Source organism: Streptomyces poriferorum, from assembly GCF_019399235.1.
GTDB classification, from domain to species: Bacteria; Actinomycetota; Actinomycetes; order Streptomycetales; family Streptomycetaceae; genus Streptomyces; species Streptomyces poriferorum.
Window position 1 is genome coordinate 1 of the sequence record NZ_JAELVH010000040.1, and the last position, 25,394, is coordinate 25,394.

At 69.5% G+C, this 25,394-nt stretch carries 26 protein-coding genes; 8 read left to right on the forward strand and 18 right to left on the reverse strand.

Annotated elements, in window-relative coordinates; translation table 11 throughout:
- Positions 1–295: 295 nt before the first annotated feature.
- The 5 genes from JGS39_RS40725 to JGS39_RS10185 form a co-directional block, all read right to left on the reverse strand.
- Entirely contained in the window at positions 296–454 is a 159-nt protein-coding gene (locus JGS39_RS40725) for a hypothetical protein (protein ID WP_236065712.1), read from the reverse strand.
- Positions 455–712: 258 nt separating this feature from the next.
- Positions 713–2,149, reverse strand: coding sequence for a sensor histidine kinase (locus JGS39_RS10170; RefSeq protein ID WP_219568435.1), 1,437 nt, complete (start codon positions 2,147–2,149; stop codon positions 713–715).
- The gene (locus tag JGS39_RS10175) at positions 2,146–2,829 is read right to left on the reverse strand and encodes a response regulator (protein ID WP_219568436.1); all 684 of its coding nucleotides are present in this window, start codon (positions 2,827–2,829) and stop codon (positions 2,146–2,148) included. Before JGS39_RS10175 ends, JGS39_RS10170 begins: the two co-directional genes overlap by 4 nt.
- 59 nt (positions 2,830–2,888) lie before the next feature.
- A complete protein-coding gene (gene murJ, locus JGS39_RS10180) occupies positions 2,889–4,580 on the reverse strand; it encodes a murein biosynthesis integral membrane protein MurJ (protein ID WP_219568437.1) in 1,692 nt (563 codons plus the stop codon).
- Entirely contained in the window at positions 4,577–5,740 is a 1,164-nt protein-coding gene (locus JGS39_RS10185) for a lipid II:glycine glycyltransferase FemX (RefSeq protein ID WP_219568438.1), read from the reverse strand. Before JGS39_RS10185 ends, murJ begins: the two co-directional genes overlap by 4 nt.
- Positions 5,741–6,056: 316 nt before the next feature.
- On the opposite strand from JGS39_RS10185, the gene JGS39_RS10190 reads away from it, so the two are divergent.
- Positions 6,057–7,286 carry a L,D-transpeptidase gene (locus tag JGS39_RS10190; protein ID WP_219568462.1) on the forward strand — a complete coding sequence of 410 codons (1,230 nt, stop codon included), beginning with the start codon at positions 6,057–6,059 and terminating at the stop codon, positions 7,284–7,286.
- A 165-nt stretch (positions 7,287–7,451) separates the two neighbouring features.
- Here the strand turns inward: JGS39_RS10190 and JGS39_RS10195 are convergent, their stop codons facing one another.
- The 5 genes from JGS39_RS10195 to JGS39_RS10215 form a co-directional block, all read right to left on the reverse strand.
- Positions 7,452–8,324 (reverse strand): amino acid ABC transporter permease, encoded by an 873-nt coding sequence (locus tag JGS39_RS10195; RefSeq protein ID WP_219568439.1) that lies wholly within the window; start codon positions 8,322–8,324, stop codon positions 7,452–7,454.
- Complete coding sequence (locus JGS39_RS10200) at positions 8,321–8,965, reverse strand: amino acid ABC transporter permease (protein ID WP_219568440.1); 645 nt, start codon at positions 8,963–8,965, stop codon at positions 8,321–8,323. The genes JGS39_RS10195 and JGS39_RS10200 overlap by 4 nt, the downstream gene beginning before the upstream one ends.
- 17 nt (positions 8,966–8,982) lie before the next feature.
- Positions 8,983–9,894 carry a glutamate ABC transporter substrate-binding protein gene (locus JGS39_RS10205; RefSeq protein WP_219568463.1) on the reverse strand — a complete coding sequence of 304 codons (912 nt, stop codon included), beginning with the start codon at positions 9,892–9,894 and terminating at the stop codon, positions 8,983–8,985.
- Between the two features lie 14 nt (positions 9,895–9,908).
- Positions 9,909–10,652 (reverse strand): amino acid ABC transporter ATP-binding protein, encoded by a 744-nt coding sequence (locus tag JGS39_RS10210; RefSeq protein ID WP_219568441.1) that lies wholly within the window; start codon positions 10,650–10,652, stop codon positions 9,909–9,911.
- Positions 10,653–10,785: 133 nt separating this feature from the next.
- The gene (locus JGS39_RS10215; protein ID WP_219568442.1) at positions 10,786–11,226 is read right to left on the reverse strand and encodes a DUF6278 family protein; all 441 of its coding nucleotides are present in this window, start codon (positions 11,224–11,226) and stop codon (positions 10,786–10,788) included.
- 536 nt (positions 11,227–11,762) lie between these two features.
- Here JGS39_RS10215 and JGS39_RS10220 point away from each other — a divergent pair.
- A complete protein-coding gene (locus JGS39_RS10220) occupies positions 11,763–12,971 on the forward strand; it encodes a Cmx/CmrA family chloramphenicol efflux MFS transporter (protein WP_219568443.1) in 1,209 nt (402 codons plus the stop codon).
- On the forward strand, positions 12,964–13,233 hold the full coding sequence (locus tag JGS39_RS10225; RefSeq protein ID WP_219568444.1) for a glutaredoxin domain-containing protein: 270 nt from the start codon (positions 12,964–12,966) through the stop codon (positions 13,231–13,233). The genes JGS39_RS10220 and JGS39_RS10225 overlap by 8 nt, the downstream gene beginning before the upstream one ends.
- A 13-nt stretch (positions 13,234–13,246) precedes the next feature.
- On the opposite strand, the gene JGS39_RS10230 is transcribed toward JGS39_RS10225, so the two are convergent.
- The 8 genes from JGS39_RS10230 to JGS39_RS10265 all read right to left on the reverse strand — a co-directional run bounded on the left by JGS39_RS10230 (position 13,247) and on the right by JGS39_RS10265 (position 19,635).
- Positions 13,247–14,026, reverse strand: coding sequence for an exodeoxyribonuclease III (locus JGS39_RS10230; RefSeq protein WP_219568445.1), 780 nt, complete (start codon positions 14,024–14,026; stop codon positions 13,247–13,249).
- A 48-nt stretch (positions 14,027–14,074) separates the two neighbouring features.
- Positions 14,075–14,746: an MBL fold metallo-hydrolase gene (locus JGS39_RS10235; RefSeq protein WP_371930283.1), complete on the reverse strand. Its 672-nt coding sequence runs from the start codon at positions 14,744–14,746 to the stop codon at positions 14,075–14,077.
- Positions 14,747–14,750: 4 nt separating this feature from the next.
- Positions 14,751–16,028, reverse strand: coding sequence for a bifunctional 3-oxoadipate enol-lactonase/4-carboxymuconolactone decarboxylase PcaDC (gene pcaDC / locus JGS39_RS10240; RefSeq protein ID WP_219568447.1), 1,278 nt, complete (start codon positions 16,026–16,028; stop codon positions 14,751–14,753).
- 19 nt (positions 16,029–16,047) lie between these two features.
- Positions 16,048–17,256, reverse strand: coding sequence for a tyrosine-type recombinase/integrase (locus JGS39_RS10245; protein WP_308120301.1), 1,209 nt, complete (start codon positions 17,254–17,256; stop codon positions 16,048–16,050).
- Between the two features lie 323 nt (positions 17,257–17,579).
- Entirely contained in the window at positions 17,580–18,248 is a 669-nt protein-coding gene (locus JGS39_RS10250; protein WP_219568448.1) for an IS3 family transposase, read from the reverse strand.
- Positions 18,249–18,290: 42 nt separating this feature from the next.
- Positions 18,291–18,881 (reverse strand): hypothetical protein, encoded by a 591-nt coding sequence (locus JGS39_RS10255; RefSeq protein WP_219568449.1) that lies wholly within the window; start codon positions 18,879–18,881, stop codon positions 18,291–18,293.
- Between the two features lie 22 nt (positions 18,882–18,903).
- Positions 18,904–19,323, reverse strand: coding sequence for a hypothetical protein (locus tag JGS39_RS10260; protein WP_219568450.1), 420 nt, complete (start codon positions 19,321–19,323; stop codon positions 18,904–18,906).
- Between the two features lie 126 nt (positions 19,324–19,449).
- A complete protein-coding gene (locus tag JGS39_RS10265; RefSeq protein ID WP_219568451.1) occupies positions 19,450–19,635 on the reverse strand; it encodes a hypothetical protein in 186 nt (61 codons plus the stop codon).
- Positions 19,636–20,053: 418 nt separating this feature from the next.
- On the opposite strand from JGS39_RS10265, the gene nhaA reads away from it, so the two are divergent.
- The 5 genes from nhaA to JGS39_RS10290 all read left to right on the forward strand — a co-directional run bounded on the left by nhaA (position 20,054) and on the right by JGS39_RS10290 (position 25,157).
- Entirely contained in the window at positions 20,054–21,370 is a 1,317-nt protein-coding gene (nhaA, locus tag JGS39_RS10270) for a Na+/H+ antiporter NhaA (protein ID WP_219568452.1), read from the forward strand.
- Positions 21,367–21,852 carry an STAS domain-containing protein gene (locus tag JGS39_RS10275; RefSeq protein WP_219568453.1) on the forward strand — a complete coding sequence of 162 codons (486 nt, stop codon included), beginning with the start codon at positions 21,367–21,369 and terminating at the stop codon, positions 21,850–21,852. The genes nhaA and JGS39_RS10275 overlap by 4 nt, the downstream gene beginning before the upstream one ends.
- A gap of 75 nt (positions 21,853–21,927) precedes the next feature.
- A complete protein-coding gene (locus tag JGS39_RS10280) occupies positions 21,928–22,983 on the forward strand; it encodes a PucR family transcriptional regulator (protein ID WP_219568454.1) in 1,056 nt (351 codons plus the stop codon).
- Positions 22,984–23,211: 228 nt separating this feature from the next.
- Entirely contained in the window at positions 23,212–24,270 is a 1,059-nt protein-coding gene (locus JGS39_RS10285) for a PP2C family protein-serine/threonine phosphatase (protein WP_219568455.1), read from the forward strand.
- Positions 24,271–24,497: 227 nt separating this feature from the next.
- Entirely contained in the window at positions 24,498–25,157 is a 660-nt protein-coding gene (locus JGS39_RS10290) for a hypothetical protein (protein ID WP_219568456.1), read from the forward strand.
- The last annotated feature ends 237 nt before the right edge of the window (positions 25,158–25,394 follow it).

Consider the following 25,394-nt stretch of genomic DNA (forward strand, 5'->3'; position numbering starts at 1 on the left):
ACCGGTCCTGACCGCTCGTCATGGTCCGGCCCGCCCCCGCGCCGCGGGAAGACGCATCCGCTGGCGAGATCACGGCATGACGTGATCTCGCCAGCACGTGCCTGCCGCCCCCTCGCCCTCCGTTGGGTGCGCTCCCGCTGTCCTGATGCGGCTTCGCCTCCCTGCCCGGCCCCGCCGTTGACGAGGTGAGCCTCGCCCGGGACCGGCCGGCGACCTCAGCAGCCCGCCTCGAACACCGCATGCGGGCGCGGAACCGGTGACCGCAACGCCCCGGGGCCTCGGAGGCCGGAGTCGGTCAGACGGCGCACCGGGCCGGCCCGATGACTCCGTCGGTGCCGGTCACCGTCACGGCCTCGCCCCGGTCGGCCGTCCGGGCCTGGGCAGCGGTGCAGAAGAGCTGCTGGCGTGCGGGCTCCGAGAGCCCGGTGACCTGGGTGTTCAGGGCGACGCGCACGCCCNCCCGCGGGCGGCTTCTCGCCGTAGGGCAGCCCGGATCCGGATCCGTTCTCCGCCCATTCGGCGTAGCGCACGACCGGCATCACCCGGGACGCCGTCGACGAGGACACGAAGTACAGGACCATGCCCAGTTGCCCGGCCGGTGCGACCTGCACGATCGCGGGTTCGCCCGCCTCGACGACCTCCGTGGCCCGGATGCCGCAGCCGGCGGCCAGCAACGTCAGGGGCAACAGCGCGCCGAGCACGCGGCCTCTCCTCATTCGCCCTCCAGAGGCAGCTCGACGGTGAACACCGCGCCCCCCGCGGGCCCGTTCGCGGCATGGACCGTACCGCCGTGCAGCCGGACGTTCTCCCGGGTGATCGCCAGGCCCAGTCCGCTGCCCGTCGACCGGGTGCGCGCCGCGTCGGCCTTGTAGAAGCGGTCGAAGATGTGCGGGAGCACGGCGGCGTCGATGCCCGGCCCGCTGTCCTCGACCTCGGTCACCAGCCGCGGCGCGCCGTCCCGCCACCCGCTCCGCACTCGTACGGTGACGGGCTCGGCCCCGTGCCGCAGGGCGTTGCCGACCAGGTTCGCGATGACCACGTCGAAGCGGCGCGGGTCCAGCACCGCCCGCACACCGCAAGGGAGTTCGGTACGGACCCGGTGCTCCCAGTGACGGGCCTGGAGCGTCTTGCGGATGGTCTCGGCCACGTCGACCTCGTCGCTGTGGAGGTCGACGGCCCCGGCGTCGAACCGGGAGATCTCCATCAGGTCCTCGACCAGCGTGGCGAGCTTTCCGGTCTCGGTACTGATCAGCCGGACGGCCGCCGCCGTGTCAGGACGCAGCCCGGCGGCGTCCTCGTCGAGGACTTCCGTGACGGCGAGCATGCCGGCGAGCGGGGTGCGCAACTCGTGCGAGACGTCCGAGGCGAAGCGCCGGGCCCGTTCCTCGGCCCGGCGGAGTTCCTCGACGGACTCCTCGAGCTTGGTCGAGGACTCGTTGAACGTCCTTGCCAGTCCGGCGAGTTCGTCGGATCCGCGGACCGCGATCCGGGTGTGGAGCTCTCCCCTGCCGATGCCGGCGGCGGCGCGGCGCAGGTCGCGTACCGGACGCAGGACGCTGCGCGCGGCGAGCAGGGCGGGGACCAGCGCGATGAGGAGGGCGGGCAGGGCACCGTCACGGGCCGCGCTGACCATGGCGGCGACGTTCGCCTCCTCGGTGGCCAGGGGCATCACGGCGTAGAGGACGAGTCCGGTGGGCTGGCGGCCGTCGCCGCGGTTGAAGAGCGTCGGCATGCCGACGGTCAGCCAGGGCTTGCCGTCCTTGACGACCCGCTGGAACGAGCCGTGGCTGTTCTCTTGGGAGGCCGCTCGCAGGGCGGGCGTGATCACGGTGGAGGTCGGCCGGTCCGAGGAGGAGACCCGAAGGCTCCCGTACTCGGCGAAGACGGTCCAGGGACGGGCCTTGCCGTCGCGGGCCAGGGCCAGGCACATGTCGCGCAGCCCGAGCCGGTCCGGCGGGAGGTCGATGCCCCGTGCGCTGACCCGGTCACGGAACTGGGCGACGGCGGTGTCCTGCGCCTGCTGCAGGATCGCCGAGCGGGCCTCGCGGTAGGTCAGGGTCGCGGTGGTGGCCGCGCTGACGGCGGCGACGAACAGGAACGCGGCTATGAGGCGGGTGCGCAGGCCGAACCGGGCGGAGATCAGCTTCATCCGAGCGGCCCGAAGCGGTAGCCGAAGCCGCGGACGGTCTGGATGTAGAGCGGGCTTCCCGCCACGTCCTCGATCTTCTGCCGCAGCCTGCGCACACAGGCGTCGACCAGCCGGGCGTCGCCGTGGTAGCTGTGCTCCCACACGTATTCGAGGAGTTGCTGGCGGCTGAAGACCTGTTCCGGCGCGGCCGACAGATGCAGCAGCAGTTTCAGTTCGGACGGGGCGAGCAGCAGCCGCTCCCCCGCCTTGGCGACGGTGAGGCCGACCCGGTCGACCGTCAGTGCGCCGTGGGTCTCGACGCCGCTGCGCCCGGCGGGTTCGGCGAGCCGCCGCAGCACCGCGCGGATCCTGGCCTCGATGACCTCGGTGCGGGCGGGCTTGACGATGTAGTCGTCCGCGCCCGCCTCCAGTCCCACGACGACGTCGAAGTCGTCGCCGCGAGCGGTGAGCATGATGATCGGCAGCTGGCTGGTCTCGCGGATGCGGCGGCAGACCTGGACACCGTTCATCCCGGGCAGCATGAGGTCGAGCAGCACGAGTTCGGGCCGGAACTCGTCGAGTGCGGCAAGCCCGGCCTCGCCCGTGCCGACGGTCCGCATGTCGTGCCCGCGCCTGCGCAGCCCCAGTTCGACCCCTTCCCGTACGGAGGGGTCGTCTTCGATCAGCAGCACGCGAGGCATGGCGTCAGTATCCCAGCGATCAAGGGTGGATTCGGAAGTGTGAGCGGACCGGTGGTCCCTCAGCCGCGTCGCAGCCGGCCGCGTACGGCGCCCAGCGCGGTGCTGACCTCGGTCAGCCGCAGCGGGCGGGCCAGCAGTGCCACGACCAGGAAGAGGACCAGTACCCCGGCCCCGGCCGCGGCGAAGTCCCCGAGTCCCGCGCCGTCCGTGTCGACGACGCGGGCCGCCCCGTACGCGAGCAGCCCCGCGGGCACACACGCGGTCACCAGTCGGGCGTGCGCCCACACCCCCGGCGAGCGCAGCAGAGAGTGCCTGGGGGCGTTGGAAGCGGCGACCCTGCGGTGCAGTACGTACGCGGTGACGGTGAACCCGGCGAACAGGGCCACGGAGTACGCCCCCGCCATCCCCGTCACCGCCCAGCGCGCGGGGAGCAGCAGATAGGCGGCGACCGAGAGCCCCGCGTTGAGCGCGGCGATGACCAGGTTGAGGAGGAACGGGGTGCGGGTGTCGCTCATCGCGTAGAAGCCCCGGGAGAGCACGTACTGACCGGAGTAGGCGATGAGTCCGGGAGCGAAGGCGGCCATCATGCCGGCCATCACGGTGATGTCGGCCGGACCGGTGTGTCCGTATCCGAAGACCGACCCCATCACCCACGGGGCGAGGGCGAGCAGCGCGGCGGCAGCCGGGATCACGACGGCGGCGGAGGTCCGCAGCGCGTACGAGACGTCGCGCCGCACCCCGGCCAGGTCGCCGTCGGCGGCGGCCCGGCTCATCCGCGGCATCAGCGCGGTCACGAGGCTGACGGTCACGATGCCCTGCGGCACCACCCACAGCTGGAAGGCGTAGCTGTACGCGGTGTAGCCGGCGCCGCCCGCGACGTTCTGGTCCGCCGCGTGCTGGCCGGTGGCGGTGGAGAGCCGGGTCACCACCCAGTAGGCGGCCTGGTTGGTGAGCACCATCATGACGAGCCAGCCGGCCGCCCGCAGCGGCCGGGTGAGTCCGCTGCCGCGCCAGTCGAACCGGGGCCGCCAGCGGAACTTCGCGGCGCGCAGGGCGGGCACCAGCGCGAGGGTCTGCACGGCGATCCCGGCCGTGGTCCCCCAGCCGAGCCACTGCGCCTGCGCGGAGGTCAGTTCGCCGTCCGAGCTCGCCGCGGTCCAGAGGTAGAGCCCGAACACCGCGATGATCACGAGGTTGTTGAGGACGGGGGTCCACATCATGGCCCCGAACCGGTTGCGGGCGTTGAGTACTTGTCCGAGCAGGGTGAAGAGCCCGTAGAAGAGGATCTGGGGCAGGCAGTAGCGTGCCAGGGCGATGGTGAGTTCGGCCTGGTCCCCGTCGTACGTGGGGGCGTACACCGAGATGATCAGCGGGGCGCCGACGACGGCGAGGGCGGTGAGGGCGAGCAGGCCGACGGTGCAGAGGGTGAGCAGACGATCGGTGTAGGCGGCCCCGCCGTCGGAGTGCTCCCGGGCGGCCCGGACGAGTTCGGGGACGAAGACGGCGTTGAGGGCGCCGCCGATCAGCAGCATGTAGAGGATGTTGGGGACGGTGTTGGCGACCGTGTAGCCGTCGGCCCGCAGTCCGGTGCCGAGTGCGGCGACGACGACCGCCGAGCGTATGAACCCGGTCGCCCGCGAGACGACGGAACCGGCGGCCATGACGGCGCCGCTGCGCAGTACCGAGCCGGAGCCCTGGCGTTCGCGCTGTTCGGGGGCGACCGTGCCGGTGGTCGCGTCCGCGGCCGTCACCGGTGCGCCAGGTAGGCCTGGAAGGCCCGGTACAGCGTGTTGTTGGTGGCCCCGCCCACTGATGTCTCCCACTCTCCGAGGGTCTCCACGACCTGCCCGCCGGTGCCGAACTTCCAGCGCAGCAGCCCGAAGGGGCGGTCGTCGGGATCGAGGGTGGAGGATACCCCGCGCATGTCGTACACCTCCGCGCCCTGGGCCTGGGCGTCGAGCAGCATCTGCCACTGCAGGGCGTTGCTGGGGCGGACCTCGCGGCGGTGGTCGGCGGACGCGCCTGTCTGGTACCAGACCCGGCTCCCGGTGCTGATCATCGTGTGGGCGGCGAGTATCTCGCCCTCGTGCACGGCGAGGCAGAGCTTCATCCGGCCGGGCTGTTCGGCGTTGAGCACGGCGTACTGGCGCTGGTAGTAGGCCAGGGAACGGCCGAGCCGGAAACCGTCGCGTTCCTCGGTGATCCGCAGCAGGCGGTGGAACTCGGGGAGTTCGGCCGCGCTCCCGGTGACGATGCGCACCCCCGCCCGGCCGGCCTTGCGGACGTTGCGGCGCCACTCCTGGTTGAGCCCGGCCCACAGGTCGTCCGGGGTCCGTCCGGCGAGCGGCACCCGGAAGACGTACCGGGGCTGTGCGTCGGCGTCGTCGCCCTCCCCGCCGCAGCGCCGCCAGCCACGGGCCCGCAGCCGGTCGGCCACGGCCGTGCCGAGCGGGTCGACCTCGCGCGCCAGTACGTCACCGACCGTGCGGCCGGGACCGGTGGCGGCCTTGAGGCGGGCGGTGTCCCAGCTGCGGTAGGCCGGGGACGGCCCGATGCGTACGGCGAACGCCCCCGCGCCGCGCAGATGCGCCATGAGGGGCCGCAGCCAGCGGTCGATTCCGGGATCGGCCCAGTTCGCCACCGGCCCTTCGGGTATGTAGGCGAAGTATTTACGGGTGCCGGGGAATTGCCGGTAGAGAATCAGCGCGCTGCCGGCCGGTTCACCGCATTCGCCGTGCCAGCCGACCCTTTCCGACGACCACTGGTCCTTCACACCGGCCCAGGAAGGGTGCTGGAGAAAGCTCGCGTCCGCATGCGTGGCCAGGTGTGCGCGGTGTTCGGCGGCCGTCAGACCGCGTATCCGTAGTTCCTGGTGACGGCTGCGGTCTCCGGTCGCGAGCAGCGCTGACATGTCCGTGGCCCTCCCTCGTGGGCCCCGCGGCGGTTCTGCGGGGCTGCACAGGATGCTCACAGCGGACCATGACCGGGCTGCGCGCCGGATGTGACCGGACGGTGACCGTTGCGCTGCGCTTGTTGTCACACACCGCATTCCCGTATTTCCGCGGAATTGCGGAACCTAGGCTGACCAGAAATCGGGGGGTGGGTGAAGGAGCGGGGATGCGCGTGCCCGACCCCGAGGTACCGCACCCGAATTTCCGGTCGGCCCATGGCTCCGGTGAATTCCTCTCACTCGACGACAAAGCAAGGCCCAGGAGGTTCTTCCGTTGATACCCGCCCCTCTCACATCCGCTGCCCGACGCACCGCCCGTTCCACGCGTCCCGCCCGGCTCGCCCTGATCGCCGGCACCGCGGTGCTCGGCATCACGCTGACGGCCTGCTCCGGGGGCGCCGCGGCTTCGGGTCATGACGGCAAGGCGCAGGGCAAGGGCCCGTCGAAGGCCGCGGACACCCGGATCTCGGTGAACCTGCACGGCACCGCGGCCACCGCGGGCCGGCCGGTGACGGTGACGCTGGCCGCCGGGAAGCTGCGCACCGTCACGGTCTCGGCAGACGGCGGCGACGCCCTCACCGGCCGGCTCTCCCCCGACGGCAGGACCTGGACGTCGGACCGGCCCGCGGCGCCCGGCACCACGTACCGCATCGAGGCGAAGGACACCGGCGGCGGCGGCGGTGACACGGCCGGGTTCACCACGGCGGCGGCCGGCACGGTGAACAAGCTGACCCTCGCCCCCGGCAAGAACACCACGGTCGGCATCGCCCAGCCGCTGTCCATCGTGTTCGACCACCCGGTGAAGAACAGGGCGGCGGTCGAGAAGGCTCTCAAGGTCTCCACCTCGAACGGCACCGAGGGGTCCTGGGGCTGGCTGCGGGACTACTCGGGCCGCGACCGCGTGGACTGGCGGCCCAGGGAGTACTGGAAGTCCGGCACGCGCATCACCCTGGACGCCGAGCTCAACGGCGTCGACTCGGGCCCTTCGGGCGGCTGGTTCGTACGCGACTACGCGACGACGTTCACCATCGGCAGCAGTCAGGTGGTCGAGGTGGACCTGGACCGTCACCGGCTGGCCTTGAAGCGGGACGGCAGGACGGTCATGGACGTGCCCGTGTCCGCCGGCACACCGGGCGGCGACAGGGCGTCCTGGCGGGGCACGGCCGTGCTGATGGCGAAGGAGGGCACGATCAACATGCGTTCCGAGACGGTGGGCCTCGGCGACCTCTACGACAAGATGGTCGACTACTCGATGCGGCTGACCTGGTCGGGCATGTACGCCCATGCCGCGCCGTGGAACGCCGCGTACTTCGGGGTGGCCAACCACAGTTCGGGCTGTGTCGGCATGAGCGACGCCGACGCCGCCTCCCTCTACCGCCGGGCCCGCGTCGGCGACCCGTTCGAGATCACCGGCGCGGACGCCAAGGGCACGGTCGCGGAGGGCAACGGCTACGGAGCGTGGAACGTCTCCTGGTCCGACTGGCGGACCAGGAGCGCTCTCGGCTGACGGCACGGCGGGCATGGCCCGCGTGACCGGTACGACCGGCTCGCAGCTGACCTTCTCCCCGCCCGGCACGGGCCTTCGCAGGCGTCCGTGCCAGGTGCGGGAAGTGATCACCGGCTGCTGCCGGACGGGCACCACTGCCCGGGCCCGCCTCGCGGCAGGTCCCGGCTACCGCGCTTCCGACATCAGCGTCCCCGGTTGAGCCGGGCCGACGCTGGTCGCCTCCGTCTTCGGGTTGCGCCGCTGCCGCTTCGCCACCCAGGTGGCGAACCAGGAGAGCAGCATGCACATCCCGATGTAGATCGGCGAGATCACCATCACCACGGGGATGAAGGGCAGATCGTAGTCGAGGTTGGACGCGATGAGCTTCCCCGCGTGGAGGAATTCCTCGTAGGTGATCAGGTAGCCCAACGAGGTGTCCTTCAGGGCCACCACCAACTGGCTGATGATGGTGGGCAGCATCGCGCGCACCGCCTGCGGGGCCAGGACGAAGGTCGTGACCTGCGTCTTGCGCATGCCCAGGGCGGACGCCGCCTCGCCCTGGCCGCGCTCCACCGAGTTGATCCCGGCACGGAACACCTCGGCGAGCACCGAGCCGTTGTACAGCGTCAGTCCGGCGACCAGGGCCGGCAGCGGCTGCACCTTCAGCGCGACGAAGATGAAGAAGATCATCACCAGGACGGGCATGGCGCGGAAGAACTCGACGAGGATCGTCGCCACCCAGCGCACCGGCCGGTGGTCGGAGAGCCTGCCCACCGCGAGTACGGCCCCGAGCGCCAGCGAGAGCACCGCGGCGTACGCGAACGCCTTGAGGGTGTTGCCGAGCCCGCGCAGCAGCAGTTCCTGAATGCCCTTGTACTCGAAGGGCGTCCACTTGTCGCTGGTGAACTGGTCGGTGTCGAAGAGCAGATAGATCACCCAGCCGACCAGGGCGAGGATCAGGATCGTCGAGGCGATCCCGTAGATGAAGTGCCGCTTGCGGGTCTGCGGCCCCGGGATGTCGTAGAGGACGGTCGCACTGGGGGTGGAGTGGGCGGTCATCGGGCGACTCCCCAGCGCTTCTCCAGCACGTTGAAGATCGCGCTGATGGTCAGAGTGATGATCAGGTACCCGACGGCGATCCAGACGAAGGTCCAGATGATGTTGTAGCCCAGTTCGTTGAGGGTCTTGTAGGTGCCGAGCAGCTCGGTGACGCTGAACGCGCCGGCGATCGCCGAGTTCTTGGCAAGTGCGATGAGCGTCGAGCCGACCGGTGGGATCACCGAGCGGAACGCCTGCGGAAGCACCACGTTGCCGAGCGTCTGGCCGAACGTCATGCCGAGGCTCCGCGCCGCCTCGCCCTGCCCGGTGGGCACGGTGTTGATGCCGGAACGCAGCACCTCGCAGATGAACGCGGAGGTGTAGCAGCCGAGGGCAAGGATCGCGAAGACGTTGAACGGCAGGACCAGGCCGAAGCGCGGCAGACCGAGCAGTACGGCGAAGAACAGCAGCGTCAGCGGGGTGTTGCGCAGCACGGTCACCCAGACCGTGCCGATCACCCGGAGCGAGCCGACGGGCGCCACCCGGAAGGCGGCCATGACGAATCCGAGGACCATCGCCAGGATCGAGGCGTAGAAGGTCAGTTCGACGGTCCCGAGGAACCCCTTGCCGTAGAGCGAGAAGTTGTCGGTGAGTACGTCCATATGCCGTGGCCGTCCTCTCAGGTCGCCGGGTAGTTGTCGATGGGCGGCGGTTTCGGCGCGGGCACACCGGAGAGCCCGAGCGTCGCCTCGAACGCCTTCTTCCAGTTGCCGTTCTTCTCGTTCGCCTCCAGCGCGTCGTTGAGTGCGAACCGCAACGCGTTGTCGCTGCGCGGGACCCCGATGCCGTACGGCTCCTCGGAGAAGGGCTTGCCGACGACCTTCATCTCCTCGGGCGCCTTCGCGGCGAAGCCCAGCAGGATCGCGTCGTCGGTGGTGACGACGTCGACCTGGTACGTCAGCAGGTTGTCGACGCAGATCGAGTACGTGTCGTAGGCGACCAGCTTCGCCTTCGGGTAGTCGGCGGCGATCCGCTGGTACGGGGTCGAACCGGCGGCAGAACAGACCGTCTTGCCGGCCAGGTCCTGCGGTCCGTGGATGTCGTCCTCGTCCGTACGGACCAGCAGCCCCTGGCCCGCCATGTAGTAGGGGCCGGCGAACCCGACGAGCTTCTTGCGCATGTCGTTGATGGTGTAGGTGCCGACGTAGTAGTCGATCTGCCCGTTCTGCAGGGCGGTCTCACGGTTGGCGGAGGCGATCGTCTTGAACCTGATCGTCTTCGGGTCGAAGCCCAGCGAGGCCGCCATCATCCGGGCGATCTCGATGTCGAAACCGGAGTAGATGCCCGTGGCCGGATCCTTCTCACCGAGGTAGGGCTGGTCCTCCTTGGCCCCCACCCGCAGATATCCGCGCTTCTTCGCCTGGGTCCAGGTCTTGGAGTCCGGCAGGCTGAAGGAGGTGTCGACCTTGTAGACCGGCAGCGCCCCGGCCTTCGGTCCCTTCACCGGCGGGCTGCCGTCCTTGCCGCAGCCCGCCGCGAGGACGGCCAGCAACAGCCCGGCACAGGCGGCCAGTACTTTTCTCGTACGCAACACAGGGCCTCCCGTCAGTGCTTGAGGATCTTGGACAGGAAGTCCTTGGCGCGGTCGCTCTCCGGGGCGGTGAAGAAGTCCTCCGGGGTGCGGTCCTCGACGATCCGGCCGTCGGCCATGAACACGACGCGGTTGGCCGCGGAGCGGGCGAAGCCCATCTCATGGGTGACGACGACCATGGTCATGCCCTCGCGGGCGAGCTGCTGCATCACCTCCAGCACCTCGTTGATCATCTCCGGGTCGAGGGCCGAGGTGGGCTCGTCGAAGAGGAGGGCCTTGGGGTCCATGGCGAGGGCGCGGGCGATGGCCACGCGCTGCTGCTGGCCGCCGGAGAGCTGGGCGGGGAACTTGTCGGCCTGGCCGACGAGCCCCACGCGTTCCAGGAGCTCCCGGGACCGCCGGTCGGCCTCGTCCTTCTTCCGTTTGCGGACCTTGAGCTGCGCCAGCGAGACATTGGCCAGCACGGTCTTGTGCGCGAACAGGTTGAACGACTGGAAGACCATACCGACTTCGGCCCTCAGCTGCGCGAGCCCCTTGCCCTCCTCGGGGAGGGGTCTGCCATCGATCGAGATGCGGCCCGACTCGATCGTCTCAAGGCGGTTGATGGTCCGGCAGAGCGTCGACTTCCCGGAGCCGGAGGGGCCGATGACCACCACCACCTCCCCGCGGCCGACGGTGAGATTGATGTCCTGCAGTACGTGCAACTTTCCGTAGAACTTATTGACGTCACGCAGCTCGATCAACGGATCGACGGCCATACGCTGCCCTACCCAATTATCGCTTTGTCGAGGTCAGCGCAAACTATCCACCCCGGAAAGGGACTTCACACCCGACACGCGTAAATGGGTCATAAGGCGTTTTATCTCGCCGCACGGTCCGCACGGCCTTCTGTCACCCCTCGGCCGACTCCGAGTACACCTGCGACAGCTCGGGGCTGCCGGTCATCGCCCAGTCCAGACCGGCCTCGACCACATCGATCTCGCGCCCCGACGCGAGGCGCACCACGGGCTGGCCGCTGGGCCAGATGTGCCAGTGCGCACCGGCGACGTTGCGCACCAGGACCGTGCCCAGATAGAGCCCCGCGTCATTGCCGATCCAGGGAAGCTCCTCCGGATCGTCGCGCCAGCGCGGGGGCAGCTGGTCCAGTGCCGCCAACGAGGCCGGGCTGTCGTCGAGTTCGAGTCCGCGCTCCCCCACCCGGACGCGGAGCAGCTCACATTCGGCGAGCAGTTCGGCCACGCCTTCCGGATCGGCCTCGACGGCGGCCGCGAGCCCCGCCTCCCGCGTTCCGTCGTGACGCTTACGCCAGTTGTCCAAGAAAGGGATGTTCATACCACTCAGGTTCCCATCCCTGCCCGGATCCGCACCACAGGGCGCGCGGCCTGTCGTTCGAGTGCTGAACACCACGCGTACGCCCCGCGTTCACCCCGGACACGCTCCCGGGGCGCAAGGAACCGGAAGGAAAGGAGGTGGAGGAGGCCGGGCCCGGCTGGTAGGTTCCCCCATCATGAGCAGCCCCGAGTCCGACAGACGCTAGTGCCGCGGCGGGCAAACGTTGCCCGCTACGGCACTGACCACCGGCCCCCCGGTGGCTCCCCGCGTCCGCGTCCGGCCGTCTTCGCGCCGGCACGGCTGGCGCGCTGCCGCCGTCCGGGCCCATGCGATGCGGGTCGCACTCGGCATTGCGTACGGGCAGAGCTCTTCCCGGCACCTGTCCCAAGGCTCGCCCTTCCCGGCACCGCACGCCTCTGCTGCCACTCTGCCGTCCTACGGTTCTGCCGTTCTGCCGCGTTGCCGCTCGTCACGACGGGCGGGTGCGGCCCGCATCCCCGACCGGTTCTGTCCATCAGCCGTCCATGGGGTTCTTCATGCCGTTTTCCGTCTACGCTCTCGGGCTCGCCGTCTTCGCCCAGGGCACGTCCGAGTTCATGCTGTCCGGCCTGTTGTCGGGCATCTCCGAGGACCTGCACGTCTCCATTCCCGCCGCGGGCCTGCTGACCTCGGCATTCGCCGTGGGCATGGTCATCGGGGCGCCCGCGATGGCACTCCTGGGCCGCAACTGGCCCCGCCGCCGTGCCCTGTTGTGCTTCCTCTGCGTCTTCGCCGCCGTTCATGTCATCGGTGCGGTCACCTCCAGTTACGGGGTGCTGCTGGCGACGCGGGCCGTCGCGGCGGTGGCCAATGCCGGGTTCTGGGCCGTCGCCCTGGTCACCGCGGTCGCCCTGGCCGGTCCCGGGGCACGGGCGCGGGCCACGTCCGTGGTGGTCGGCGGTGTCACCATCGCCTGTGTGGCGGGGGTGCCCGCAGGAGCGTGGCTGGGCGGTCAGTGGGGGTGGCGTGCGGCGTTCTGGGCCGTGGCCCTCGTCGCGGTGCCCGCGATCGCCGTGATCGCGGCGACGATTCCGGCGGGGCGGCCCGCGGCCACTCCGCCGAGCGCGTACGCCGAGCTGCGGACCCTTGCCGGGGCCCGGCTGCTCCTGACCCTGCTGACAAGCGCGCTCGTCCAGGGTGCGACGTTCTGCGCGTTCTCCTACCTCGAACCCGTCGCCCGGGACGTCACGGGGCTCGGCGCCGCGTGGGTGCCCGCCCTGCTCGCGCTGTTCGGTGTGGGCTCGTTCATCGGGGTCGCCGTCTGCGGCCGGGTCATCGACTCCCGGCCGCTCGCACTGACCACGGCCGGCCTGGCGGCCCTCACTGTCGGGTGGGCTCTGTTCGCGTCGGCCGCCGGCAGCCCCGTGGCGGTGGTCCTGCTCGTCCTGGTCCAGGGCATGCTCGCGTTCGGCACCGGGACCGCGCTGATCACCCACGTGTTCCGGCTGGCCGGTGGCGCGCCGACCCTGGCCGGTTCGTTCTCCACCGCGGCGTTCAACGTGGGTGCCGCGCTCGGGCCCTGGCTCGGCGGGCTGGCCATCGGCGCGGGGTTCGGATACCGGTCGCCGCTGTGGGTGAGCGCACTGCTCATGGTCCTGGCGCTGGCCACCGCGATCGGCGCCCTGGGCCGTCGGCCGGCTCGGGCCCCGGCCCCGGCACTAGACTCCGCCGTACACGCGTGCGAACAGGGGAGTTCGGATGACTGAGGACCATGCCGAGGTGGTCGTCTACTGGCGCCCCGGCTGCCCGTACTGCATGAAACTCCGGATGCGGATGCGGCTCGCGAAACTGCCCCGCACCGAGGTCAACATCTGGCGCGACCCCGAGGCCGCCGCGTTCGTCCGCTCGGTGGCGGACGGGAACGAGACCGTGCCGACGGTCACCGTGGGCGGAAAGGCCATGGTGAACCCGTCGATGCGCCAGGTGCGGGAGGCCGTACGAGCTCAGGCGCCGCGGGCGGGCGCCTGAGCACGGCCCCTGCTCAGAGTTCGAGGTCGACGACCACCGGGGCGTGGTCGGAGGCGCCCTTGCCCTTGCGCTCCTCGCGGTCGACGTAACTGTCCTTGACGGCGGCGGTGAACGGGGCGTTGCCGTAGACGAGGTCGATCCGCATGCCCTTGTTCTTCGGGAAGCGCAGCTCGCGGTAGTCCCAGAAGGTGTACGGGCGGTCGTACTTCAGCGGGCGGGGCATCACGTCGGCGAGGCCCTCCTCGCGCAGTGTGGCGAGGGCGGCCCGCTCGGCGGGGGTGACATGGGTGGCGCCCTCGAAGAGGGCCGGGTCCCACACGTCCTCGTCGGTCGGGGCCACGTTGAAGTCGCCGAGGACGGCGAACGGCTGCGCCCCCGCGGCGTCCGCCGCCACCGCCTTCTGCAGCGCCTCGAACCAGCGCAGCTTGTACGCGTAGTGCTCGTGCTCGACCTCGCGGCCGTTGGGCACGTAGACCGACCAGAGGCGGACCGGCCCGCAGGTCGCGCTGATCGCCCGGGGCTCCTGCACGCCGTCGTAGTCGGGGCCGCCGGGCAGCCCCGTCACGACGTCGGCGAGGCCGACGCGGGAGACCAGCGCCACCCCGTTCCACCGGCCCGTGGCGTTGACCGCGGACTCGTAGCCGGCCTCACGGAGCGCGTCGGCCGGGAACTGCTCGGCCGTGCACTTGGTCTCCTGGATGCACAGCACGTCCGTGCCGGTGCTCTCCAGCCAGGCCAGCAGCCTCGGCAGGCGGGCGGTGATCGAATTGACGTTCCAGGTGGCGATGCGCATGTACGTAAACCTAGCGGCTCCCACTGACAGTGGCCGGGGCGGCGCCCGTCACACGCCGGTCGACTCCCCCGGGGCCAGCCGGGCGTGGCCCGCGCCGGCCAGGTTACCGATGGTGGTGTCGTAGATCGGGCGGGCCAGATCGGTGAGCAGGGCGTCGTGGATGTCGATGGCGCGGCGCGGCTTGACCTCGCGGAGGTAGTCGACCACCTCGGAGACCTTGCTCCAGGGCGCCATCACCGGAAGCAGCAGCGTGTCGACCGGCTGCTCGGGGACGGTGAGGGCGTCGCCCGGGTGGAAGACGGAGCCGTCCACCAGGTAGCCGACGTTCGTGATCCGCGGGAGGTCCGGGTGGATCACGGCATGGAGCTCGCCGTGCACCTGGATGTCGAACCCGGCGACCGAGAAGGTGTCGCCGTGCCCGATGGTGTGGACACGCCCCGGGAACGCGGCCGCGAGCTTCTCGGCCACACTGCGCAGGGTCCAGATCTCGGCGGCCGGGTCGGCCTCCAGCCCGGCCCGCAGCCGCTCCTCGTTGAAGTGGTCGGGGTGCTCGTGCGTCACCAGGATCGCCTCGGCGCCGATCGCGGCGTCCTGCTCGGAGAACCCGCCCGGGTCGATGACGAGCGTGCGCCCGTCCTTCTCCAGTCGGACGCAGGAGTGGGACTTCTTGGTCAGCGTGAGCGCGGACGGCTCGGAGTTCTGGGCGTTCATACCGCCCATCCTGCTACGCGGGAGGCGTCGTTTCGGCTTGAATCACGGACTGGGCGATCCGGAAAGCGGCGCCGGCCGCCGGGATCCCGCAGTACACGGCGGTCTGCAGCAGCACTTCCCTGATCTCGGCCGGGGTGAGTCCGTTGCGCAGGGCGGCGCTGACGTGAGCGGCCAGGCCCTCCAGGTGTCCGGAGGCGACGAGCGCGGTCAGCGTGACGCTGCTGCGGGTACGCCGGTCAAGACCCTCCCGGCCCCAGACCTCGCCCCAGGCGTAGCGGGTGACGAACTCCTGGAAATCGCCGGTGAAGTCGTCGGCGGCGGCCAGGGCCCCGTCCACATGGGCGTCACCGAGCACCTCACGGCGGATCTTCATACCCCGCCCGTACGGATCGGTGCGCCCGCCGGTCTCCGCTTCGGGCTGCGCGGCGGCGGCGGTGAGCTCCGCCACAGGCAGCACAGGAGCGGAGAGCCTGGGTGCGAACGAGGGCGCGGGAATCGCGGCCAGGGTGTCCTGCCAGGCCGTGGAGAAGTGCGTGAGCAGGAGGTCGGTGACAGCTCCCGGCTGCTCGACCGGGGCCAAGTGCGAGGCGCCCGGGACGAGGGCGAGCCGTGCGTCGGGTATGCCCGCGACCAGGGTCCGGGCGTCACCGGGACCGGTGACCTGGTCCTCGGCACCGACCAGGACGAGCGTGGGAACGCCGATCCTGCCGAGCTCGCTGCGGATGTCGAAGGCAGCCAGGGCCTCGCAGGCGGCGATGTAGCAGCCGGGGTCGGTGGTACGGACCATCTGGACGGCCCATTCGACGATGGCCGGCTGAGCAGCGGCGAAGCCCGGCGTGAACCAGCGCTCCGGCGCGGTGCGCGCCATCGGCTCCAGCCCGTTGGTACGGACGATCACCCCGCGCTGACGGAATTCGTCGGCACTGCCGAACCGGGCCGAGGAGGCCACCAGAGCCAGCGAGGCGACCCTCCGGGGGTGGCGCAGCGCGAGGTCGGCGCCGATCGCGCCGCCGATGGAGCAGCCCGCGTAGCCGAAACGCTGCACCCCGAGTCCGTCGAGCGTCGCCATCAGCCGGTCAGCGAGCTCCCCCACAGCGGTGACGGGGTGCGCGGGCGCGCCTCCGTGCCCGGGGAGGTCGTAACGGAGGACTCTCCAGTACTGAGTGAGCTCGGATATCTGCCGGTCCCACATATGCCATGTTGTCGCGAGGGAAGGGCCCAGGATCAGGACTGGAGCGTCTTTTGGCCCGTCAAAGCGGTATTGCAGGGTGTTCGTAGTCGTCTCACTCACCCGACCACGCTCCCACGTCTCACATTTCTCTCACGACAGGGGTCGGAAGACCGGCCAGACCACTCCAGGTATCCGCCGCAGAACGAAGATCTTCCACGTCCGACTTCACGTACCAGCGCTTCGTCGTCCCGACGTCGGCGTGACCCGCCCACCGCGCGAGAAGGTGATCAGGAACCCCATGGTTCGCCAAGTAGGTCAAGCAACTCGCACGGGCATCGTACAAACGCACCCGCCGCAGCGCGTTGCCGGCCATCACCTTGTACGCCTGCTCGCGCAACTGCCGCACGTCGAGCGGCGCCCCGAGGTCGTCCACCAGCACATACCCGCTGCCCTCGTACGCCTGCCCAGCCGCGAGCTTCTCCGCTGCTTGCGTGGCCTTGAAGCTCCTGAGCGCTTCTCTGACGGGAGCAGGCAGCGGAAGGCTCCGATCGCCGGCGAGCGACTTCGTGTCCTTCTCCATCACGGTCGTGTTCCCCATCAGTGTGCGGGTGTTGGCAACGGCCAGGGTGGCTCGGTCCAGGTCCAGATCGGCCCACCGCATGCCGCACACCTCCGCCGGGCGCAGCCCCATCAGCGAGAGGAGGAAGGGGGCGTACAGCCGGTGGTTTTTCACTGCAAGCACGAAGGTATGGACCTCCGCGACACTCCAGGGCGGAACCTCTGCCTTGGCCCGGCGCTCGGCCTTGCGCACCTTCCGGGGGATCGTCACTTCCTGGGCGACATTCACCGCGACCAGGCCCCGTGTCACGGCCCGGTTGAGGGCATCCTTCAGCCGCGTGAGGGACATCTCCACCGAGGTGACTCCCAGCCCGGGCCCGGCCTTCGTGTCGCGTACCCGGCCCTCCCGAAGCGCCCACATCATCCACGCCTCGACATCGTCCTCGGTGAGCTCGTGAAGCCGAATGTGCCCAAGCCTGCCCCGGACACGGTCCAGGGTCACCCTGTAGGTGGAGATCGTCGACTCTTCCAGGTCCTCCGCCTTCTTCGCGAGCCACTGATCGAGCCACTCGTTCACGGTCATCGTGTGGCGTGGCACCAGCGCTCCTTCGTGACTCCGCACCGTGATCCGCGCGTATTCGGCCTTCGCCTCCCTGAGCGTGCCGAAGGTACGGGTCAGCTGCTTACGCTTCCCAGTGGCCGGATGGGTCCCGACGTCAACCACAAACCGGTACCGGACCTGCCCCTTCGCGTTCGGCGGCAGCTTCTTGATCGGATCAGACAGGATCACTCACTCTCCTTAAGGGGGCGTGGAAACCCCACATCAGCGAAGGCGCCGCTACATTTCAGCGAAGGGCACCGCGGTCGTCAGGGCAACAGACAACGGTGCTCGCCCCGTCCGGGGCTTACGACGCCACCTACTGCATCCGCCACGACTCCACTGCCAAGCACAGCCGAGTACGAACACCCTCAATACTCAGGAAGATCCCCGGTTTCGGTAACCGGGGATCATCTGCTACACACCGCCTCGCGAGGCGCGAGCTTGCCCGTCGCGGCTATGCCGACCGCCCGCGGGGGCCACACGGTTGAATCGCCCCGGGTTCGGTAGAGACCTCAGATAGTGGTTGTGACCTGGGGTTTCGTGGTCGTGAGGTAGTAGTTGTTCTCGTACTCGACGGGCGGGACGTGGCCTATCTCACCGTGGAGGTGCCGGTGGCAGTTCCAGTCGCCCCATTCAGCGGTGACCAGCTCGACCGGGGAGAGCGTCTTCCAGGGCCGTTGCGGCTTGATCAATTCAGTTTCGTATAGACCGATGGTTGATTCCATCAGAGCGTTGTCCAGGGCGTCCCCGACCGATCCGATGCTCGCCGCGAGACCGGCTGCATCCAGGTGCTCGGCGAGACGGAAACTCGCGTATTGCGACCCGGCATCTGAGTGATGGATCAACTCACTGTGCGCATAAGGGTGTTGGCCGCAGTCGCGTTGCCACAGCGCCATCTCCAGCGCGTCCAGGACGAGCCGGGTCTCCTTCGACGTGGAGGCGGACCAGCCCACGATGCGGCGTGAAACGGTAGCCACGACGAAGGCGACGTAGACGACGCCCGCCCAGGTCGCCACGTAGGTGAAGTCCACGGCCCAGGTGCGGTTGGGTGCGTTGGCAACGAAGTTGCGCCCGACGCGGCCCGGTGCCCGCTCGGCCTTCTCGTCCGGGATCGTGGTGATGACCTTCTTGGGCGTAGCGGGTTGGGGCGGAGCGGAACGGCGTTTGTCGGGCCGCCCCAAGATGAAATTCTGCGCTGCTTGTAGCGGCAAGGGCCGGCGGCCCTACTGCAACCTAGCGAGTCCGAGAACAAGCGCCACGTAGAGCGCCAGGACGAGGACTTGGAGGAGAAGGGTGATGATGGTGTGCACTGCGCGATGCCACCGGTCTCCCAGGCCGAGGTGCGCACTGGCAGCCGCACTGACGCTCGGCGCAGCTTGCTCGTCGGCACCGGTGCGCTGCAGCGCACGCACCAACGCCCGCTGACTTCTGACCGACGTGAGACCGACGCGCACACCATGGCTGTCACGCACGACGACAGCATGGGACGTCCGCCCGCCGCGGGTGATGCTGGTGAGCAGCCGGACGTCTCGGATGCTTGTGAGGTCCAGCATGCGCACGCCGGTCAGCGTCCGGGCGGTCACACGCGACATCGAGCACTGAACCAGCCCCGTTTCCTCGCACAGCACCTGGAGCAGGAGGAATCCGGCCAGCCCCGCGGTCACCGCGAGGATCACCGACGTGCCATCGGGAAGGATGTCCACCAGGGCCAGCAACCAGGTGATAAAGGGAGAAAGGATGAGAAATGCGGCGCCGGAGGCCACGAGTCGGGCACGGGACCGGGCCGCGGCCGGTGTTATCTCGGCGGAATTCACGACAGCAGCGTATGCGCAGAGGTCAGGATCCGGCTCTCCGCATCCGCGTCGCCCGCTCGGCCCGGCGGGCGGCCAGTACCCCGAGGTCGGCACGCATGTGGGGCGGCACGAGGAACTTCGGGGCGTTGAACAGGACGACAGCCACCTCGCACAGGATGCAGAGGAGGATGACCGCCACGGTGAGGGCGAAGAGAACCGTTATCGGGCCGGCCATTTCCACGTCCACGAGACCCAGGAGGAGGAGGACCGTGACGCCCCAGAGGGACACGACGGTCAGGGCGAGGGACCGTACCTCTCCTCGTTTGACTTCCTTGCCGAACGGCATGAAGGCGAAGGTCTGCATGAAGTGGTCGACCAAGCCGGCGTCGCGCCAGAGCTGAGTGACCTTCCAGGTCATGAATGCGGACCCGGTCACGAAGAAGAGTCCGATGAAGTACGGCATTGCGCGATCCCTCCATGTGCTGTTCGTGCACGGCTCCCTCCTGCTGGGGGGGGGAGCCGCCGGGCAGGCCCTGCGGGTACGTGACGGCCCGCGGGGCCTGCCCGGCGCGTTGCGACGGCCTGGCTGTCAGCTGAACCAGCCCTTGACTCCCTTCCATCCCTTCGACATCACGTTGTTGACGGTTCCTGTCGCCATGATGCCTGCGACGGCTCCCGCGCCGGCGCCGATGGCCCCGCCGATGACGGTTCCCACGCCGGGCGCGATGGCGGTGCCGATCGTGGCTCCGAGAGTGGCCCCATTTTGGTCGCTCACATGACCACGACGGTGTCGACCGCGGTCTCCGCGACCGTGAGCGGAACGTCACCGCTTGCGCAGGAGACGGAAAGGGCCGCAAAGGGTCTCACCACACAATGATCACAGTCTCGCTACGGATCCCAGCGGCGTACGCATGACTCTTCTGGCCCTTTCACGCGTGCCGCCCGCCATTGTTTCGGTTGTGTCTGGACGTTGTGAGGAACTCCCCCGTGATCCGTCGATGAGCTCGCAGCAGCGACCAGGCGCGTAACGCGGCCGCTGCCCGTGCGCTCGCTCAACTGGCCGAGTGGCGGCGGGCCGGGCTCGGTAGGGTGTGAGCAACGCGTCAAAATTCGCGCTGGTGTGCCGGGAAGTCTGGTCGGCGTTCAGGGGACAGGTGTCTCCGTCAGTCGTCCATGTCCCGGAGGGGTACGTCTTGTCCGACGCCGATCGTGAACGTCCGACGCTGCTTGGGCTGCTGCCCTGGGGCGAACGCCGAGCCGTCTCCGAGGCACTGCGAACCGAAACGGTCGGCGGCCTGGTGCTGCTCGTTGCCGCGTTGGTCGCTCTCGTGTGGGCGAACACTCCGTGGAGTGGGGCTTACGAGGCGGTGCGTGATGCCCGCTTCGGGATCCCGGGGCTGGGCCTGGACCTGTCTGTGGGGCATTGGGCCTCGGATGGTCTGCTCACCGTGTTCTTCCTGGTCGCCGGAATCGAACTGAAGCGGGAACTGGTGGTCGGGGAGCTCCGCACTCCGGCCGCAGCGGCCTTGCCCGTCGCCGCCGCCCTGTGCGGCATGGCGGTGCCCGCTGTTCTGTACGTCGCCGTCTCGTCGGCGTCGGGCGGTTCCCTGACCGGTTGGGCCGTTCCGATGGCGACCGACATCGCGTTCGCGCTGGCCGTACTCGCGGTGCTGAGCACGAGTCTGCCCTCCGCATTGCGCGCCTTTCTGCTCACGCTGGCGGTCGTCGACGACCTCGGCGCCATTCTCATCATCGCTGTGTTCTTCACCAGTGACCTGAACCTGCTGGCCCTGGCCGGCGCTGTTGCCGGTCTCGTCCTCTTCTGGCTGCTGCAGCGCATGAGGGTGCGCGGCTGGTGGTGGTACGTGCCGCTGGGCGTCGTCACCTGGGTGCTGATGTACAACGGCGGCATCCACGCCACGGTCGCCGGGGTCGCTATGGGGCTGATCCTCCGGACCACCCCGGACGGCCCCGGTGAGGGGCGGCGGGCCGAGAAGGACTCGCCCGGCGACCGCACCGCCCATCTGTTGCGGCCGTTCTCCGCAGGCGTCGCCGTCCCGCTGTTCGCACTGTTCGCCGCAGGTGTCAGCGTTTCTCCGCCGGCCCTACAAGCGGTGTTCACCCGCCCGGAACCACTGGGCGTCATAGTCGGTCTGGTGGTGGGCAAGACCGTCGGGATCTTCGCCGGGACCTACCTCACCGCCCGCTTCACCCGGGCCCGGCTCAACCCGGACCTGGCATGGGCCGATGTACTGGGCCTCTCGGTCCTGGCCGGCATCGGGTTCACCGTGGCACTCCTGATCGGGGAACTCTCCTTCCCCGACCCGGCCCGGGCCGATCACATCAAAGCCGCGGTCCTCGTGGCTTCCCTCACCGCCGCCACGGTCGCAGCCATCCTCCTCAAACGCCGTGACCGCATCTACCGGCGCCTGTGCAAGGCAGAAGACCTGGACGACGACCACGACGGCATTCCGGACATCTACCAACACAACCCGGGCGGTGGAAGATGAACCAGCGCCACGCGTACCTGGCCAAGGCAGCCGCCTGGCTCGCCCTCACCGCTGTGTCCCTCTGGGCCGGCGCCGCACTTCACTCCGACGCCGCGCAGTTGCTCTGCCTACTGTCAGCAGCGACCGGACTCCGGATGATGCTGGTCACCGCCCGTTCGTTGCTGTATTTGCACAGGGGCATAGACGTCTCTGCACCGGCTGTGGTGCGGCTTCGCGGAGAGATCACCGCACGCAACGGCCAGCGATTCGGCCGCCGCATCACCTCAGCACTCACCTCCACGCCATCGCAACTACAGGTGGACATGCACCAAGTCAGCCTCCTCACCACGGAAGGCACCCAGGCCCTGTTCACGGCCGTGCGCAACGCACGCCACAGAGAAACCTCCGTGGTGGTCATCGGCGCCAACGCCCAGGTACGCAGCACCCTCCACCGTGTCGGCCTGGACCATTTCCTCACCTACACCGATAAGACCGGCACCTGAACCGTGCCCACCAGAACCAAGCTCTCCGGGTCCGGCTCAGCGCCGGGCCCGGAACGTGACAGCGGGGGGTCGAACATGGGGCAGGACCGCACCACCGACACGTTCGACGACTACGCCGCGCTGCTGGCGTCCTCCTCGATCACCGGACGACGGCTCAGCCGGACCGAACTGGAACCGCTCCGCGAATTCGGGGAGGAGGCAGCCGGCGACGGTTCGACCCTGCGCTCCCTTATCGTTCAGCACATCGCGGAGATACGAGCCGCCTGGCCGGGTCTGCCCGGTACTCCGGACGACGTGCTCAGCGCGGTTCAGCAGACTGTCGAAGCTCTCTGTGAGGGGTACGAAAGAGCACAGCGGTTTGCGGTGCGGCAGCAGGAGGCAGCGCGGCGTGAGTTCATCGATGACCTCCTCTACGGGCGCAGCGACCTGGGCCGCCTTGCCGAGCGGGCCGAACGCTTCGGCCTGCAGCTCTCCCACGCCCATGCCGTGGCCGTCGCGCAGGGGCCTGCCCCCTACGCAGAGGGCGACTCGGTACCAAGGCGTGTCGAACGCGCGGTCATCGGCCGGTTCGGGGAACGCAGGATCCTGCTCACCACCAAGGAGGGTCTGCTCGTCTGCGTCGCCCCCGGCGACCAGACGGACGTCCTCACCTACTTCGCCCGGCAGGCGTACGCCGCGACGGACGGCGGCCGCACAGCGATCGGGCGGACCCACCGGGGCGCCGGCGGAGTCGTCCACTCCTACGAGGAAGCCCGCAGCGCCCTGGACCTGGCCGGCCGGCTGGAGCTGGAGGAGCCCGTACTTCATGCCTCGAACCTGCTCGTCTACCCCGTCCTGACCCGGGACCGTCAGGCAATGGCCGACCTCGTCCGCACGACTCTGGGTCCACTCCTCGCAGCACGCGGTGGCCCTGAACCCTTCCTGCAGACCCTCACGGCCTACTTCGACGCCGGCTGCGTGGCTGCCGAGGCCGCCCGCCGGCTCGCCCTCAGCGTGCGAGCACTCACCTACCGCCTTGAACGCATCCACCAACTCACCGGATCCGACCCGACAGACCCCCGCCACCGCTACACACTGCAGACAGCCGTGATCGGGGCCCGCCTCCTCAACTGGCCCGAACAGAAGCTGTAGGCCCGCCGGTGAACCGTACGGCGAGGCACGGATCAGACGCGAAATGCACAGGACAGCACCGGGGGTAAGCCCGGCGGACCGCCTGGCCAGGCCGATACCAAGGCTGGTATGGGGAGGCTTCGATTGCGTAACGAGGCTTCCCCGCGGACTCTTGGCCGGTGCAATCTTTGCATAACCTAAAGGAATACACTCGGCACAGCCGGGAGGGCGGCACGAGCGGAGAACACCATGACCAGGAGCAAGCAGCGGCACAGAGCCGTGCTGCTGGCCTGCCTTCCCGCCGTGGCCATGGCCATCGTCACCTTGGTGGACCTCACGGCAGGCCCCACCGTGGGATTCCTTCCTCTGGTATCGCTCGGGCCGGCCTTCGCCGGACTGATCGGAACGTGGCGGCGTCCCGCACTGACAGGTGCCGCCGCGCTGGTCCTCTGCGTGGGCCTCGGCATGTACGACGGGCTGTTTGACACGCGCCGCGGCTTCACGGCCATGTGCTCGGTGGCAGGGGTTACCGTGGCCGCTGTCGCTGCGGCCTTCATGCGCGGGCGGCGCGAGGAGGAGCTGGCCAGTGTCCGCTCCATCGCCGAGGTGGCGCAGCGAGTGCTGCTGCGGCCGGTGCCGCCCAGCGTGGGCTCGCTGCGCATCGCCGTCTCGTACACCTCCGCAGTCGCGGAGGCCCAGATCGGCGGAGACCTGTACGAGGTGGTGTCCACACCGCACGGGATCCGGGTCATCGTCGGCGATGTGCAGGGCAAAGGCCTTGCGGCGGTGGAGACGGCCGCTGTCGTTCTGGGCGCCTTCCGCGAGGCCGCACACGATGCGCGGGACCTGACGGAACTCGGCACTCGTCTCGAACGCAGTGTGGCCCGCGAGGTGAACGGTGAGAAGTTCGTGACCGCTGTCTTGGCGGAGGTGAGGGACGAGGAAGTGGTCCTCCTCAACCATGGACATCCGGCCCCGATGTTCGTCCGTCGTGACGGCACCGTCGATTTTCCGCTCCCCACAGCCTACGCGCTTCCGCTGGGGCTGGGCCTGCACGGCGGGCAGCCCCCACAGCCTTACCGCGCCCGCTTCGGCCCGGGCGACCAGCTGCTGCTGTACACCGACGGCGTCACGGAAGCACGGGACCGTACAGGCACCTTCTACCCGCTGGGTGACCGGACCGCTCTGCTCGCAGCCACCGACGCCCAGGCAGCCCTCGAGACATTGCGCGAAGACGTGGTCCGCCACGTCGACGGCCCCCTGCACGACGACGCAGCGATGCTATTGCTGCGCTACCACCAGCAATGAAGAACCAGTCCGGGCGGAAGGGGGGCCAGGGGAAAAACCCTGTGGCCGATACCCGGCCCTCCGGCTCCGCGGGTCCGGAATGCGCAGTCGGACCTGCCTCATCGAGTGGGTACGGCCACCGCCCTGAGACAGCGCACTGTCCTGCTGTCCACCGGGCAGCGCCCAAGGCAGCACAGATCGCTACTGCTCCCCTCAAGCACCCACCCAACCAAGCCCCGGAGGGGAGTATGCAGGACCGAAGTCCCCTGGCCAACCACATGCGCAGAACCCTCCTGGGGCCCGCCGAATACCCGGGTGCCCCACCGGTGTGGCTGGTGACCGAGGGGCTTGTCGTCGCCGCTGTCGCGGTGCTCGCTGTGACCGGCCTCGGAGCCGCCTCGGTCCTCGTCGGAATTCCGACGAAACATGCCGAAGGGCTGGGTTCCGCCGCCGTCTGCGGCGTACTGATCTACCTCCTGGCGGCGAAGAGCGGCAAGCTGCTGGTGGGGGCAGCCGCTGTCGTGGGCCTGCTGCTTGCTTTCGCGGTTCCACGGACCACGGCCGACTCGGTCCTGGCCGAACTGGGCCGACGGCAGGACGTGGTGGTGACGGGAGTGGCGTACGCCCCCGACGGGACAACACGCAAGGCGAAGTACCTCTGCTCCGTGCGCCACATGGACGGCACGGAAGTACCGGTCCAGCTCTGGAGGGGCTGCGGTCCCGCCGTCGGGCCAGGTGACCGCATCGGCATGGTCTACGACCCCGCGGGGCGGGTCCCCCCGCGCGGTGTGGCGCCCTGGAATCCGCTGTGGCCACTGACCTGGTGCGTCCTGCTTGCCGCCACCTTCGGCACGGTCTGCGTGATCACAGTGGTGCGCTCCTACCGACTCGCTCCGGCCGGACCGTAATCCGCTGCCCACCTACGGTACGGACCTGCACATTCTCCTCCCGGCAGGCCGCCCACCGCATGATCGGCATCACAGCGCAGATGGGTCGCCCGACGATCTTGCTGTCCCCCGACCAGCGCCAGAGACCGGACATACGTGGCTAATTCGGCGCGCACCGAGACCGCCCGGCCAAGCCGGCGAAGGGCCGACTTGACTAGCTTTGCATAATGCAATGAAAGAGAGGGCCGAGCAGCTCAC